Source organism: Bacillus sp. YKCMOAS1 (assembly GCF_030268125.1).
In the GTDB taxonomy this organism is placed as follows: domain Bacteria; phylum Bacillota; class Bacilli; order Bacillales; family Bacillaceae; genus Bacillus; species Bacillus safensis.
The window spans coordinates 778010-793970 of record NZ_BSEI01000001.1 but is presented as its reverse complement, the minus strand read 5'-3'; the positions used below and the strand labels follow the sequence as shown (position 1 = coordinate 793970).

General features: G+C 41.9%; 14 protein-coding genes and 1 riboswitch. Of the genes, 7 read left to right on the top strand and 7 right to left on the bottom strand.

Annotated elements, in window-relative coordinates; all coding sequences use genetic code 11:
* Positions 1-130: 130 nt before the first annotated feature.
* The 3 genes from licT (at position 131) to bglH (ending at position 4589) form a co-directional block, all read left to right on the top strand.
* Complete coding sequence (gene licT, locus QSJ46_RS04085; protein WP_024423922.1) at positions 131-964, top strand: BglG family transcription antiterminator LicT; 834 nt, start codon at positions 131-133, stop codon at positions 962-964.
* 327 nt (positions 965-1291) lie between these two features.
* Positions 1292-3199, top strand: coding sequence for a beta-glucoside-specific PTS transporter subunit IIABC (locus QSJ46_RS04080; RefSeq protein WP_285604316.1), 1908 nt, complete (start codon positions 1292-1294; stop codon positions 3197-3199).
* Positions 3171-4589, top strand: a complete 1419-nt coding sequence (gene bglH / locus QSJ46_RS04075) for an aryl-phospho-beta-d-glucosidase (RefSeq protein ID WP_285604315.1) — start codon at positions 3171-3173, stop codon at positions 4587-4589. Before QSJ46_RS04080 ends, bglH begins: the two co-directional genes overlap by 29 nt.
* 54 nt (positions 4590-4643) lie before the next feature.
* On the opposite strand, the gene QSJ46_RS04070 is transcribed toward bglH, so the two are convergent.
* From QSJ46_RS04070 to QSJ46_RS04050, 5 genes are all read right to left on the bottom strand, one after another.
* The gene (locus QSJ46_RS04070) at positions 4644-5768 is read right to left on the bottom strand and encodes a 5-methyltetrahydropteroyltriglutamate--homocysteine S-methyltransferase (protein ID WP_285604314.1); all 1125 of its coding nucleotides are present in this window, start codon (positions 5766-5768) and stop codon (positions 4644-4646) included.
* Positions 5769-5855: 87 nt separating this feature from the next.
* Positions 5856-5968, bottom strand: a riboswitch (SAM riboswitch).
* Positions 5969-6050: 82 nt separating this feature from the next.
* Positions 6051-7370: a gluconate:H+ symporter gene (locus QSJ46_RS04065; RefSeq protein WP_024423918.1), complete on the bottom strand. Its 1320-nt coding sequence runs from the start codon at positions 7368-7370 to the stop codon at positions 6051-6053.
* Between the two features lie 50 nt (positions 7371-7420).
* Positions 7421-8842 carry a four-carbon acid sugar kinase family protein gene (locus tag QSJ46_RS04060; RefSeq protein WP_285604313.1) on the bottom strand — a complete coding sequence of 474 codons (1422 nt, stop codon included), beginning with the start codon at positions 8840-8842 and terminating at the stop codon, positions 7421-7423.
* Between the two features lie 7 nt (positions 8843-8849).
* Positions 8850-9743: a 2-hydroxy-3-oxopropionate reductase gene (garR, locus tag QSJ46_RS04055; RefSeq protein ID WP_047202929.1), complete on the bottom strand. Its 894-nt coding sequence runs from the start codon at positions 9741-9743 to the stop codon at positions 8850-8852.
* Between the two features lie 198 nt (positions 9744-9941).
* Complete coding sequence (locus tag QSJ46_RS04050) at positions 9942-10799, bottom strand: MurR/RpiR family transcriptional regulator (protein ID WP_285604312.1); 858 nt, start codon at positions 10797-10799, stop codon at positions 9942-9944.
* A gap of 161 nt (positions 10800-10960) precedes the next feature.
* Between QSJ46_RS04050 and QSJ46_RS04045 the strand changes: the two genes are divergently transcribed.
* A complete protein-coding gene (locus QSJ46_RS04045; protein ID WP_039182576.1) occupies positions 10961-11638 on the top strand; it encodes a DUF3298 and DUF4163 domain-containing protein in 678 nt (225 codons plus the stop codon).
* A gap of 84 nt (positions 11639-11722) precedes the next feature.
* On the opposite strand, the gene QSJ46_RS04040 is transcribed toward QSJ46_RS04045, so the two are convergent.
* A complete protein-coding gene (locus tag QSJ46_RS04040) occupies positions 11723-11902 on the bottom strand; it encodes a hypothetical protein (RefSeq protein ID WP_039182574.1) in 180 nt (59 codons plus the stop codon).
* Positions 11903-12191: 289 nt separating this feature from the next.
* On the bottom strand, positions 12192-13424 hold the full coding sequence (gene pepT / locus QSJ46_RS04035) for a peptidase T (protein WP_047202931.1): 1233 nt from the start codon (positions 13422-13424) through the stop codon (positions 12192-12194).
* 226 nt (positions 13425-13650) lie between these two features.
* On the opposite strand from pepT, the gene QSJ46_RS04030 reads away from it, so the two are divergent.
* From QSJ46_RS04030 to QSJ46_RS04020, 3 genes are read left to right on the top strand one after another with little or no spacing between them, the layout of a single operon-like run.
* Positions 13651-13974 carry a WXG100 family type VII secretion target gene (locus QSJ46_RS04030; RefSeq protein WP_024427532.1) on the top strand — a complete coding sequence of 108 codons (324 nt, stop codon included), beginning with the start codon at positions 13651-13653 and terminating at the stop codon, positions 13972-13974.
* A gap of 4 nt (positions 13975-13978) precedes the next feature.
* On the top strand, positions 13979-15175 hold the full coding sequence (locus QSJ46_RS04025) for a DUF6861 domain-containing protein (RefSeq protein WP_024427531.1): 1197 nt from the start codon (positions 13979-13981) through the stop codon (positions 15173-15175).
* Between the two features lie 12 nt (positions 15176-15187).
* A complete protein-coding gene (locus QSJ46_RS04020; RefSeq protein WP_047202932.1) occupies positions 15188-15946 on the top strand; it encodes a hypothetical protein in 759 nt (252 codons plus the stop codon).
* Positions 15947-15961 lie beyond the last annotated feature (15 nt).

Below are 15961 nucleotides of genomic sequence, written 5' to 3'. Positions count from 1 at the left end.
TTTCTAGTTGACCGGATCAAAAAAAAATGTAAAATCATCTTAAAGTCCTCTTTTTTGAAAATAATAATAACATGACATATCAATCAACGATAAAATGCTCGAAAAAGCGGAATGTACTGGGGGGTATCAATTGATCATTTCGAAAGTAATTAATAATAATGTTGTCAGTGCGTATGATGACGAGCAGCATGAGCTGGTCATTATGGGCAGAGGGATCGCGTTTCAAAAGAAAAGTGGAGACCCGATTGACGAAGAACGAATCGAGAAGGTATTTTCTATTCAAAATAAAGATATATCAGAAAAATTCAAAACCCTGCTTTATGATATTCCAATCGAGTATATGCAAGTGTGTGAGGCGATTATTGAGCATGCGAGAACAACCCTTAACAAAAATCTAAATGACAGCATCTATGTGACGCTGACGGATCATATCACCTTTGCCATAGAACGTCATCAAAAAGGAATGGACATCAAAAATGCCTTGCTCTGGGAAATCAAACGGCTGTATAAAGATGAGTTCAGATGTGGTTTAGAAGCTATTCGGATCATTGAGGACAAGCTGAGCATCCATCTTCCTGAGGATGAAGCGGGCTTTATTGCCATGCATATTGTCAATGCAGAGCTCAATGAGGAAATGCCAAATGTTATTCAAATCACCAAACTCATTCAAGATATTTTAAACATCGTTAAGTATCACTTTCAAATTGATTTAGACGAGGAATCATTAAATTATTTCCGTTTTGTGACGCATTTGAAGTTTTTTGGGCAGCGTCTGTTTAACGAAACTCAAATGGAAAATCAAAATGAGTTTCTGTATGAAGTGGTAAAAGAGAAAAACACTGCAGCTTTTCAATGCGCAGAAAAAATTAACGAGTATGTTCAAAAAGAATACAACCGAAGTCTCATAGAAGATGAAATGTTATATTTAACTTTGCATATAGACAGAGTAATAAAAAGAAAATAAATTCAAAAAGAAAGCGTTGACATCACAAAATTAACATGATAATTTATAACTATAAACTAAATAACCCACAATCTTTTAGGATTGTTACTGGTCAAGCAGGCAAAACCTAAATCATTGTCCCTATCTTTGATAAGGCATGATTTAGGTTTTTTTATATCTAAAGACTTATAAAAATTAAATAACGATCAATCGCTATGAAGGATTGTTACTGGTTAAGCAGGCAAAACCTAAATATCGATTAATGTCTGAATCACTATTTCTCGGACATTAATGGATGTTTAGGTTTTTTCTATATCAAGATGAAATCAACGATTGGAGGGTAACACAATGAACCACAAACAAACAGCAAAAGAAGTGCTAGAACTTGTCGGCGGTGAAAAAAATGTTAAGCAAGTCACACATTGTATGACAAGACTTCGCTTCAACTTATACGATGAAAGCAAGGCAGATAAAGAAAAGCTGCAATCAACAGACGGCGTCATGGGCGTGAATCAAAGCGGCGGTCAATACCATGTCATTATCGGTAACGATGTATCAAACGTCTATCAAGCAATGATTGCTGACTCTGGGTTATCAACAGATGTAAAATCAAGCGGTACAGAAGAAGCATCAAAACAAAATGTGATATCAAAGCTTTTCGATTTTATCTCTGGTGTCTTCACACCAATTCTCCCAGCCATCGCTGGAGCCGGTATGATCAAAGGGATTTTGGCACTGATGCTCACATTTCAGTGGATATCAGATAAAAGCAGCACGTATGCGATTTTAACAGCTATCGGAGATGGAGCCTTTTACTTCTTACCGATTCTACTTGCTGTAAGCGTAGCCAAAAAAATTGGTACAAATCAGTATATCGCAGCTGCCATTGCAGCAGCAGCACTGCACCCGCAGTTAACCGCTTTACTGGGCGCAGGAAATACAGAATTTCTAGGCTTGCCAGTGGTTGCCGTTGTGTACTCTTCATCGGTGATTCCAATTCTACTTACCATTTGGCTCGGCTCATATGTTGAAAGATTCGCAGAAAAATATAGTCCAAAATCATTAAAGATCATCCTTGTTCCAACAGTCACACTTCTTGTCGTTGTACCAGTTATGCTCATCGCGGTTGGACCGCTTGGTGGGATTATCGGAAATGGTCTTTCAGGTGGAATTGATTTATTGTTTAAACATGCAGGTATTTTGGCAGGGCTCTTGATAGGCGGATTCATGTCACCATTGATCATTACGGGCATGCACTATGCACTGCTTCCAATCATGATTAACAACATTACGTTAAACGGTTTTGACTTTATTCTTCCAATGATGTTTGTAGCGAATATGGCACAAGCAGGCGCAGCATTCGGTGTCTTCTTAAGATCAAAAAACAAAACATTCAAATCATTGGCGATGTCTACAAGTATCACAGCCTTAATGGGTATTACTGAACCTGCTATGTATGGTGTGAACATGCGATTGAAAAAACCGTTCCTTGCAGCCCTCATTGGTGCAGCAGCAGGCGGCGTGTTCATGTCGATCTTTAAAGTAAAATCATATGTGATATCTGGATCAGCAGGCCTCCCAGGTCTCCCAACATTCATTGGACCAACATTTGTCTACTCAATCATCGGTTTAGTCATCGGATTTGTTGTAGCAACGATCATGACACTTGTTCTAGGCTTCAAAGATGTACCAGTAAAAGAAGATACAAAAGCAGACAAATCAGAAGAAAAGAAAGACACAGAAGCACTTCAAAATGAAGTGGTACAAAGCCCGCTTGAAGGTCAGCTAAAGCCACTCAATCAAGTAAATGATGCAACATTCTCTAATGAAATCATGGGTAAAGGTGCAGCCATTGTACCAACTGTTGGACGCGTTGTTGCACCGTTCAACGGCAAGGTTGAAACCATTTTCCACACAAAACATGCCATTGGCTTGAAGAGTGACCAAGGCACAGAACTTCTTATTCATGTCGGGATTGACACGGTAAAACTTGACGGAAAGTATTTCACAAGTCATGTGCAGTCCGGTGATCTTGTACAAGCAGGGGATGTGCTCGTTGAATTTGATATCAAGGGTATTCAGCAAGAAGGCTATGATGTGACCACTCCTGTTATTGTGACCAACACAAATGATTATGCTCAAGTTGATGCGAAAACAGATGGAGCGATTACAGTGAAAGAGACACTGCTTACAGTCAGTGTAGAAGAAAAAGAGGAGGGTATTCAACATGAACAAGTTAGAAAAAACATTTCCTAAAGGTTTCTTATGGGGCGGTGCTGTTGCAGCCAACCAAATTGAAGGCGCATATAATAAAGATGGAAAAGGCTTATCGACAGCTGATGTATCGCCAAATGGTATTATGCACCCATTCGATGAATCAATGAAAGACCTTAACTTATATCATGATGCCATCGATTTCTACCATCGCTATAAAGAAGATATTGCACTCTTTGCAGAAATGGGATTCAAGAGCTTCAGACTATCCATATCTTGGCCGCGTATTTTCCCAAATGGCGACGATGCGGAACCGAATGAAGCAGGTCTCGCTTTTTATGAAAAAGTATTTGATGAACTGCATAAGCATGGAATTGAGCCAGTTGTTACGATCTCTCACTATGAAATGCCGCTTGCACTTGTGAAAAACTACGGTGGATGGAGAAACCGTAAGCTTGTGGATCTTTATGAAACATACGCTAAAACATTGTTCACTCGCTTTAAAGATAAAGTGAAATATTGGATGACCTTCAATGAAATCAATGTCGTGTTACATGCACCTTTCACTGGTGGCGGGCTTGTATTTGAAGAAGGAGAAGACGAGAAAAGCATTCAATATCAAGCAGCGCATCACCAATTTGTTGCAAGTGCTCTGGCTGTTAAAGCAGGACATGAAATCATTCCAGATGCAAAAATTGGCTGTATGATTGCAGCGATGACCACATACCCGTACAGCTCAAGACCAGAGGATATGTTTGCTGCAATTGAGCAAGACCGTAAAACATTGTTCTTCTCAGATGTACAGGCAAGAGGCTACTACCCAGGTTACATGAAACGTTATTTCCTGGAAAATAACATCAACATTGAGTTCCAAGACGGGGACGAAGACATTTTAAGAAACCATACAGTTGACTATATTGGCTTCAGTTATTATATGAGTTTTGTGACCAGTACGGATCCAAAGGTCCTTGAACAAGTTACTGGTGGTAACCTATTTGAAGGTGTGAAAAACCCTTATCTAGAAGCAAGTGATTGGGGCTGGCAAATTGATCCGAAAGGACTTCGTACAACACTGAATCAGCTGTATGACCGCTACCAAAAGCCATTGTTTATCGTAGAAAATGGATTGGGTGCTGTCGATCAAGTAGAAGAAGACGGATCCATTCAAGACGATTACCGAATTGATTACCTCAGAAGCCATTTGCGAGAGGCGAGAGAAGCCATCGCAGACGGAGTAGACCTGATCGGTTATACAAGCTGGGGCCCAATTGATCTTGTCAGCGCATCTACGGCTGAAATGAAAAAACGCTACGGCTTCATTTATGTCGACCGTGATAATGAAGGAAACGGTACATTAGATAGAAAGAAAAAGAAAAGCTTCGATTGGTATAAACAAGTGATTGCGACGAATGGTGAACATTTGGATGCATAAAAGAAAAAGACAAACCGCTCATACTGCGGTTTGTCTTTTTTGTCCTTTGAGGGACTACGAAGTCCACACTTGATCTGCAATCTCAATCACATGACGCAGCTTTTCCCATTGCTGCTCTTCTGTTAACAGGTTGCCTTCCTCTGTTGAGGCGAATCCGCATTGTGGACTCAAACAAATTTGGTTAATGTCCACATATTGAGCCGCTTCCTCAATGCGTTTTTTAATCTGTTCAACTGGCTCAAGCTCACCGTATTTTGAAGTGACAAGGCCTAGTACGATTTGAAGGTTTGGGTTCTTCACATATCGAAGGGGCTCAAATCCGCCAGAACGATCGTCGTCGAATTCTAAAAAGAGACCATCAAGATCTAAGCCGGCGAAAATTGTTTCTGCCGCTGCTTCGTAACCACCTTCAGCAGCCCAAGTTGATTTAAAGTTACCGCGGCAAATGTGCATAGTAATCACCAAATCCTCTGGGCGTTCGGCAACAGCTTCATTGATTGTCTTCGCAAACGACTCACGAAGTTCATCTTCTTCACGGCCAAAGGCTTTGATTTGTTCGTGGCCTTTTTCAGAAAAGAACACCGCCCATGCTGTATCGTCCAGCTGCAAGTAGCGGCAGCCTGCATCATAAAAAGCACGGATGGCTTTCTTATACGCCTGTGCCACATCATGGTGGAATTCCTCTAAGCTGTCATACACCCCTTCTTCAAGCTTTCCACGGAAAAATAGCATATTCGGACTTGGAATCGTCATTTTAGCTGTATGATCACCAGCGATGCTGTGCAGGAAACGATAATCCTCCAGCATTGGATGATCTGTAAAATCGATCTTGCCTGTTACCTTGATACCTCTAGCTTTTGTCGTTGTGTTATGAAATTGAATGCCTTGATCTGCTTCAAATCCTTCAACCCCATCGAGTCCTTCAAGAAAGTCAAAATGCCACCATGCACGTCTGAACTCACCATCTGTGACAACCTCTAACCCAATTTCTTTTTGCTTCTCTACAATACGTGTAATTTCTTCGTTTTCAATTTGTCGGAGCTGCTCTGCTGTCAGCGTACCATCTGCTTTTTGCTTGCGTGCTTCCTTGATGCGCTCTGAACGAAGTAAACTTCCTACTTGATCTGCGCGGAATGGCGGTTTCGTTGTTTTCTTTCCAATGGTTTGTACTTGTGTCATGCTGAATCCCTTCTTTCTTCAGGTTAAATAACAAATAAAAAAGCTCTTCCTTGGATAAGGAAGAGCATCATATACTGTGAGAACTCTGCCTTATCTTCAAACAAGCATCTGCTTGCTTAAGGAATTAGCACCATTCTGTTCCTAGGAACAGCGGTTGCCGGGTTTCACAGGGCCAGTCCCTCCACCACTCTTAATAAGGTTACCTTTTGATTCAATTTTCTTAATAAACACAATTATTCAACCTTTTCGAGGAAAAGTCAATGGTTTTTACAATTTAATTTCCTACATGAACAAATCAGCAACAAGAACACCAGCTAGTCCGACAAGTGAAAGCACGGTGACCATCAATGTCCACGTTTTAAAGGTTTGAGCCATTGATAGGTTAAAGTATTCTTTATAAATCCAGAAACCTGCATCATTCACATGAGAGAACGTGATACTGCCGGCACCTGTTGCGATCACCATTAATTCAGGGCTGACACCCGTCAGGCCAATCAGTGGTGCAGAAATGCCAGCCGCCGTGAGACCGGCGACAGTCGCAGATCCTAAAGAGACACGAAGGACAGCAGCAATGAGCCAAGTCAGAAGCAGGGGAGAAAGTGTGCTTCCTTGCATGATCCCTGCAATGTATTGATCGACGCCGCTATCAATGAGCACCTGTTTAAAGGCGCCTCCGCCCGCAATAATTAATAAAATCATAGCAATAGAGCCGATAGAATCCGTGATGGACTTCATCACGTCCTGCATGCTCTTTCCTCTTCCAAGCCCAAACGTGTAGATGGCAAGCAGCACTGAGATTAATAGTGCAATCGCCGGTTCGCCTAAAAACTCAGCGGTAGGCAGCAATGGGGAGGAAGGGAAGAAAATTTCTAAAAATGCTCTGAAAGTCATAAGCAATACAGGCAAAACAGCGGTGAAAATGCTAATGCCGAAGCTAGGCATTTCTTCTTCTGTGAATTCCTTTGGATTAAATAAGTTCTTTGGAATATGTGCGTGCAACTGGTCTTTTTTAAATAGTTTTGTAAACAGAAGTCCACCTACTAAAACAGCAGGAATCGCTAAAATAATCCCAACCAATAAGGTTTGTCCCATGTTTGCTTGAAAGACATTCGCAATGGCAGTCGGCCCTGGGTGAGGAGGGAGGAAGCCATGTGTGGTGATGAGAGCAGCGACAAGCGGCATGCCCACATACAGCACAGGAAGTCTTGCAGCCTGAGCGATCGTAAAGACTAATGGAATTAAAATAATGAATCCGGTTTCATAAAATAGAGCAATTCCAATCACAAATCCAGTTAGCATCGTCGCCCATTGGATTTTTCCGATGCCAAATCGGTCAATGAGTGTCATCGCGATACGCTGAGCACCGCCAGAATCAGCCATCAATTTCCCAAGCATCGCTCCAAAACCGAGAACGAGTGCCAGGTGTCCGAGCGTACTGCCAAGTCCTTTTTCGACGGAAGCAATCGCTTCTAGTGGTGTCATCCCTTCTAACACAGCAACAATTAAAGAGACAATAATCAAAGAAATGAAAGCGTTTAACTTAAAGACAACCATGAGTAAAAGCAATAACAAAACGCCAAGTCCAATAAACACTAACGACATGATCTTTCCTCCTTTGTGGTGCATAAGGGGGCGCAGACACCCCCTATGCCTTATCCTTCAAGTATGTCTACAGCTTCTTTTAACGTATCCTTTGACCCAACGTTTCCCGGGAAAATCACATAAGACATGAAAGGGAATTTACTTTCTTCTCCTGTTTGCCAAACAGGGATCCCTGGTTTGATTTGACCTGCCACGGTCGCACGTCTCACGCTAAGTCCTCTTGTCCCAATATCACTGGAAGTGATTCCGCCTTTGGCAATGAGATACTTAGGACGAATGGTGAGGCGCTGGACAATACTTGTCACAGCATCACTAATCTGTACAGAGAGCTTTAATTCTTCCTCTTGGCGATCATCCCCAAGATCAAGCCGTTCTCTTTTTGTATAAACAGCCACAGATTGACCTGCTACCAACAGTGCTTCAGTTTGCTGAATGACACGGTCAATTTCTTTGCGAAAGGCATCAGGCTCTAACACGAGGTGGGTATTAAATTCAATAAAAGCCATCTCTTTATTTTGCTCAAGCGCTTGTAATTGTTCTGTTGTTTTTTTCACATGAGAACCGATCATAATGAGACCACCATGAGGGCTTTCTTCTTGTATCAAGTCACCTCTTGTTAATAAGGCGTGATCCCCTATACCGCCAAGTACTTTTGTGAGCGCCGCCGCACTTCTGAACATCAGCTGCTGTCCTGCTTGAATGGCTTCAATGAGAGCGGTGACAAAGACTTTGACATCGTCATAGTCCACTGCGTTTACAACCACCTTTTTGAAATCCTTCACACCCATGAGCTGTTGTTTGATTGGATCGATGCGTAAAGCCCGCAGATCAGCTAACGAAATGTAGGTCGTGTTCTCTTTTGTGAACAATCCCTCTGACTTTTCTTCAATCCATTCTCCTAGATGAGAGGATTGAAAGCCGAATGTACGGTCTCGTGCAAATTCTGTGTCACCAGCAGGAATTAATTCGTGTCCTTCCTGTACGTAATGAATATTGTCGATCGTAAAGCGTCCGCCTTCTTGGAAAAAAGGAAAAAGGATTTCTCCATCGAACTGGCGGGAGCTTTGCTGTTCAATGGTCGTTTTGAGTACTTCAGTTTCAAGCGGAAAGTGTCCGCGAAGAGTAGAATCTCCTCGGCTGACAATGATGAATTCCTGATTAAGCCGTTCAGCCACCTTTACAATGGTTGTAGCAATTGTTTCGTGCGCAGCGGCAGTTTCTTTTTCTGTCATACTGCGTGAATTGGTCAAAATAAAGAACATGCGGCTGTCTTCAAGAAAACCAGCCTCAATGCTTTCTTCTGACCAATCGGTGAAAACAGAGACGCCATGTACGGTTTGAATCCCTGTTGGATCATCGTCTAATACAATGACTTTATGCTGAAAGCCGCTCAGTGCTTGTTCGTATGCTGATTGAATGGCCTTTGAATCTGCTTTTGGAATGGCATTCAATATGTCAGTACTTTGCTTCATGACCATCTCATCCTTTCTTTACTTCGACATGAGCCATTTTCTCGTAATATTGAACGATGCCGCCATGATCAAGCCCGGATTTTCCGTCTGCTTTGAGGGCGTGGAAGATTTCAAGCAGCTGACTAGAAAGCGGAAGAGGAACACCGATATCATGAGCAGTTTCCATGACATTGGTTAAATCCTTCAAGTTGATGTCGATGCGTCCGCCAGGTTCAAAATTTCGTTCTAAGATGAGGGGGACTTTTGCGTCGAGAACGGCACTTCCTGCAAGTCCGCCGCGGATGGCTTCATACATCTTATCAATGGCAATGCCTGATTTAGCAGCTAGAACGAGCGCCTCGGACATGGCCGCAATATTTAAGTTGACGATGATTTGATTGGCAAGCTTTGCTGTTGTTCCGCTTCCATTCGGTCCAACTAATACGACCTCAGTGCCCATTGCAAGCAGGACATCCTTCACTTGCTCAAAGATGGATTCTTCGCCGCCAGCCATGATGGCAAGTGTTCCGTCTATTGCCTTCGGTTCTCCGCCGCTGACAGGTGCATCGATAAATTCCACCTGATGCTGTTTGGCAAGAGCAGCTAAAGCCCTAGAGGTTACAGGAGAAATTGAGCTCATATCTACGATGACAGTGCCAGGTGCGGCTGTCGTTAAAATGCCTTGATCACCTGAAACGACTGCCTCTACATGCTCTCCTTTAGGAAGCATTGTGATGATGATATCGCTTTCAGAAGCTGCCTCAGCTGCTGAAACAGCACCTTTTGCTCCGGCTTTCTGTAACGATCGAATCGCTTCCTCATTTAGGTCAAAAACCGTTAAAGTATGACCGGCTTTTAATAGATTGAGTGCCATAGGTTTTCCCATAATACCTAGTCCAATAAATCCAATCTTCTTTGTCACGTTGTCCGCCTCCTATATAGAAAACCCTTACAAAAAGCGCTTTCTTTTATTTGTGTTAGTATATATACTATCTTTTAAATTTAATAGTAGGAAATAAACTATTGTTCATTTAATCTACATGACGTGATAGGAACGTGTCAACGGAAAATATGAAAAAAGTCACAAAAAAAGACCGGAATCAGCTCCGGTCTTTTGTGTTCATGTTTTATTTTTAGCTACAGCTAATCTAGATCGTTTCACGTTTTCAATGGCATTTGATCCTAGCTCTAAAACAGCAGCAACGTATAGTACATCAATGATCACAAGCTGGTTGATACGGGAGATCATGGAGTCCGATCGATAGGTTGTCTCTCTGGAAGAGCTAAGCAGATGAAAATCAGACCGTTTTGCGAGCTCAGATTTCGGATAGCTGGTAATAGAAGCAATCCTTGCCCCTTTTTCTTTTGCAAACTGTACGGCGTCAAGAATTTCTCTGCTTTCTCCTGAATGGGAGATTGCGACGATAAAATCGTGTTCCGTGGCGTGTGTTGCAATCATATTCATCATATGCGGATCACTGCAGAGGCTCACTTCAAAACCAAGCTGCAGGAACTTATGATAAGCATCACCAGCAATAAAGCTGGATGCACCTGCTCCAAAAAAGACGGTTTTATGTGCCTGTTTCATGTGTTCAATGAATTGTGTGACGGCATGATCCTCTAAAATATGCTTCATATCTTGAATAGAGTTTGTTGTTAACTCTATGACCTTATGCTTAATGTCAGCTACACTATCGGATGCCTCGATCTCGCCGTATATGGATTGAGGTGTATTGGTCGCGATATCCTGTGCGACATGGACACGAAACACTTGATATGATTCATAGCCAATTTTTCTTAGAAAACGAAAGATCGTCGTTTCACTTGTGCTGCATTCAGCAGCGAGTGCACTGATAGAATGAAGCACAACTTTCTGAGGGTTTTGTAAAATGTAATTGGCAATCTTTTTCTGGGTTGGGGACAAACTATGAAACGTCGTCCGAATGTGACTAAAAATATTCTCTTCTATGATAAACACCACACTTCATCTAGCATTCTACATTAAGCATACAGGAACTTATGAAAACGGTAAACAAACCAGATGTGGAAAAATGAAGAATAATATGGAAAAAATACTTCTTTTGGTTCTTTTGTCATGGTATACTCATTTGGTAATAGACAAAAATGGGGGTTTTTACTATGACAATGAAAAAAGGCCTAACGATCAGCCTGCTTATTTTCTCACTGATTGTTTCCTTGTTTGCGCCAGTTGGATCTGCCGATGCCAAACAAGCAAAAAAAGCAAAAGTAAGCACACACTATTATAAAAAGAAAAAAACGTTCAAATATGCACAGGTGAAAAACCTAAGCAAGGCGCATATGAAAACCATCAATCGTGATTTAAAAGAAGATATTGCATTCTCTTATTCTACTTACTTGTTTTTAAAGGACGAAGCGAAAAAGGAAGGCTTTGGGAAGATCACGTACGAGAGATCGTTTAAAACGAAATTTAACAATGGGAAGAAACTAAGTATCTTAAACTATGACTACATGAATGATGGCAGCATGCACGGAGACACAATGGTTTCCAGCATGAACTATGTGTTAACAAAGAAAAAAACAAAGCAGCTGTTCTTGACTGACGTTGTGAAAACAAAGAAAAAGCGTACGAAAGTAAGAGATTATATTTATAACTACACAAAGAAACATAAAAGCAAATTCTATGCGAACCTGAAAAAAAGTGACATTGAAATCAACTACAACACACAGTATTACTTCACGAAAAAGGGAATTGCTGTTGTCTTCCAGCCATATGAAATTTCACCTTATTATGTTGGAATTCCTATGATTCAAGTTCCTGCGAAGGTATATAAATAAAAAGAAAAACGACCACTGAATCTGGTCGTTTTTTGCTGTTTATGCAAACAAAAAGAGCCCCTCAAGAGGCTCTTTTATTTGGATTTATACTTGTTTAGGTGCTTCGTTTAGTGGGTGACGGCGTTTTCCGTTGTAGTGGCGGCGCATACGAAAGATTTCAAACTCCGAAAGCTCTGCGCTTTTTCTTTTTTGGGTGCGGTTATCTTTTTTGAAAGAGAATAGTAAGTAGCAGCAAAGTGAAGCGATAATCAATAAAATCATCATATGACATTCCTCCAATTCATCCTATTCTTTAAGTGTAGACAGGGTGAGTGATGTTTATAACTGAAAATAAGCAGCAGAATCGGTTTAGTCCTTAAGGTTCATTCGATCTGCTATTTTAGGTCTAAAATACTGGTTGTTTTTAACTATTATATTTCCAGTTATTTCACTCGTCAAGAAGAATTTTTTCTGGGGTTGTCTCTATTAGTACGAATAAGTGTCATAAAAGTTTCAGAAAATTGTAAACTTTTATTAAAAAACCGTTCCCGAACAGGAACGGTTGTAAACATGTCTATGCTTTTTCTTCAAATAAACGGGCAATTTCAACGATAACTTCGGTTGCTTTCACCATGTTTTCAACGGAAATAAATTCATATTTACCGTGGAAGTTTTCCCCGCCAGTAAAGATGTTTGGCGTTGGTAGACCTTTATATGAAAGCTGGGAGCCATCTGTGCCGCCGCGGATTGGTTCAATGACCGGTGTGACTGAGCGATTTTCCATAGCTTCATGAGCAATGTCTACAATATGTTTCACCGGCTCAATTTTTTCTCTCATATTATAATATTGATCCTGAATGCTGAGGGTGATGCTGTTTTCTCCGTAGGTGGCTTTTAAGTCATTTGCTATTTTTTCAAACAATGCCTTGCGATTGTTGAATTTCTCTTTATCAAAATCACGGATAATATATTGCAGCTCCGCCTCTTCTACTTCTCCTACAAATTTCGTCAGGTGGAAAAAGCCTTCGTAGCCTTCTGTATACTCCGGAGATTCGTCAGAAGGAAGTTTGTTGTGAAAGAGCATCCCGATTTTCGCAGCGCTGACCATTTTGTCCTTAGCTGTTCCTGGGTGGACGTTGTTTCCTTTAATGGATACTTTCGCACCTGCTGCGTTAAAGCTTTCATATTGCAGCTCGCCAAGCGGTCCGCCGTCAATTGTGTACGCATAGGAAGCGCCAAAGGCATCAACATCAAACTTGTGCGGCCCTCTGCCAATCTCTTCATCTGGCGTAAAAGCGACGCGGATTTTTCCATGCTTAATGTCTGGGTGTTCAATTAGGTAATGCATAGCTGTCATAATTTCTGCGATACCAGCTTTGTTATCTGCACCAAGCAGGGTAGTGCCATCTGTTGTGATCAGCGTATGTCCTTGGTACTTTTGTAAATTTGGAAACTGTTGTGGAGATAAAACGATATGTAGATCTTCATTTAAGGTAATGTCGCCGCCTTGATAGTTCTCATGAAGCTGCGGTTTTACATTTTTGCCGGTGAAGTCAGTGGCTGTGTCGATATGAGCCAAAAAGCCAATAGTCGGCACGTCTTTGTCTGTGTTAGATGGGATCGTTCCCATGACATAGCCGTTTTCATCCATTGTCACTTCTTGAATCCCGATGGATTTCATTTCTTCAACAAGCTGTCTCGCCAGGTTCAATTGTCCTTCAGTAGATGGGCAACTTTCCTTTTCTGCATCTGACTGCGTATCTACCTTCACATAACTTGTGAAACGCTGGATCATTTCCTCTTTCATCTATACGTCACTCCTTTTGTAGAATACGTCCATTTTATCACGTCTTGAATGCGCTTCATAACAAGAAAGGCTTTCTCTGGCAATTAGAGAGGAAAAAGGCCTACTTTCATTAGGTGATGTGCTGAATGGTTCTTTAGGGTGATTTTTTTGGGTGTCTTTTTATTTATAATGAGGACATATAAAATCATCCATTTGTACGTTAAATTGGGAGAAAGGGGTGCGAAAGTTGGATTCTAGTCAAACGCTGGCACTCGCTCAAAAGTTTCAGGAAGCGGCTGATGAGATTCGGCAGTCAAAGCAGCTGCTGGAGAATCGGCTGAAGGCAGTAGGATCAGGCTGGCAGGGAGAAGCAAGAGATAAATTTGATCAAAGCTTTGAAGAAACAACGGCACGCTATGATCAATTTGAAAAGGATTTGCTTGAAACAAGTCAGGAACTGCGGGATGCAGCGGTCAAAATTGAGGAGCGTAAAGCTGAAATTGCCAGAATGGAAGAGCTTGAGCGAAAGAGACGAGAAGAACGGAGAGAAAGAAACAGAGAAGGGAGATGATGTGATGGCGCGTGACATTGTGGTTGATCCAGATCAGCTGACAGGGCTGGCGAATGATTTTGTAGGCGAGCTGTCAGCCATTGAAACGAAGCACCGCGATTTACATAGTGAACTGGACGGGCTGATTTTAGGCTGCGATCCTCGGTATAGAAGCTGTTTTTCTGGTGTCGGGGATGCATGGGGAGCAGGACAAGCGTTAATCAGCAAATTGAGCAGCGATGATATTGCCATTCGTCATGCAACAGATAAAATGGTCGAAGCAGATGATATATTGCGGAAATTGTACAGCATCTATGATCAATATGGTACACTCACGAGCTTAGCAGGTATCGTGATGATGCAGGCGAAATATTACGGGCTTGGGATGACGACCTTCATTAAAGAAAATGGCCGATATGCAGCGCAGCATTCGAAGCTGCTGCTTGATCTGACCAGCCGGGTAGAAGGAACGAGATTTGACCGGTTAGCAAGGATTTGGCTGAGTAAAAAAGAATTATTAAAACGATCGAACTGGCCGATGGCTGACTTGGTCCATAAGAAATTCACAAAATTTTATCCTGACGATACAGTTGCGTTCACAAACAGTGTCCGTGATTTTACAAAAGGAAGTATTAATTGGAAGGACACAGCTGCGATCAAGTCTGTTCTGAAAAATGGTGCAAGGTTTGCGAAAGGAAATGCCATCATTGCAACAGTTGTCACTGGTGCAACAGAAACAGTGGGCTGTGGATTGAAAATTGCCGAGAACTATGCAGAATTCGGTGATCAGCCAGAAGTTCTTAAGCGTGAAAATGCAAAAGCTGTTGGAAATGCAGTGAACAATACGGTCTTTATCGCTGGCGGTTCTGTCGCAGGTGCCGTTGTCGGCGGCGCTCTAGGAAGCTTCGCAGGCCCGATTGGTACCGTTGTTGGCGGAGCCATTGGTTCAGCGGTAGGTGGATTTATTGGAGAAAAAGTCGCCAAGCTGACATCCGGTTTTGCTGAACAGATGGCAGTGAAATTAAAGGACCCGATTCATGCGGTCGTGGATAAAGGGAAAAAAGCATTCGAACTGGCGGGGCAAGGTGTGAAAGCAGTCAATGATACCATTGATCAGGCAAATCAGGTGATACATAAAGGGATAGAAAAAACAAAAGAAACCGCAGATTCGCTCATAAAGGGTGCAGGCGATTTCTTTAAGGGTGCATTTTCTTTTGGATAAGGAGAGATCAAGTTGGATCAGCTAAGTCTAAGTATTGAGGAACTCATCTTTAGTTTTTACAGTGAAGGCTATTTTGAACAAGGCATGTCCTTAAAGGAAGCGTATTATCCTGATGTTGAGGATGAGCGCCTTGGGTTTTTATTTGAAATTGCGTGCCGTTCTTTGCTCGCAAAAGGTGTACTGGAATTTCGAAACAGACAATACCGTTATAAAGCGGAATACCGTCATTTCATCCAGGCGATGAATGATGCCTCTTACACCGTCAAGGCGTCTAGATTTGGAGATTTAGATGAAGAAGTCAGCACCTCCTTTCACACAACTCAGGCGGGTGTATATGCGCATCATACGCTTTATGATCAACAAGTGCATCAGATTCGTAAACTGAGCGGCGATCAGCAGGCAGAAGAGCAAGTGACAGCCTTTTTCAACATACAGATGAATGATCACCCTGAACCTGTCATCAGTCTCCAGGCGGAGGAATTTGAAATGCTGTTAGAGCAAGCAAGTGAAGCAAAAAATGAGTGGCCATCCTTTCTGAATCAAGCAGAGAATCAAGAGCTCGTGAAGGCATTTGTTTCTGATGTACAGAAGAGAAAAGGAAAGATGGATTCCCTCATGAAGGTCGTCTATGACAAAAATAATACGCCTGATGTGGAGTCGATGATATTTGTCATTCCAGGTGAGAACCGATCTTGGCTTGTATCAGGAGTAAAAGAAAATCAATTTCGCATTGAGACGGCTCATCGAGACGGGTTCCGTTCTATATTCTAATGGAGAAAAGGAGAA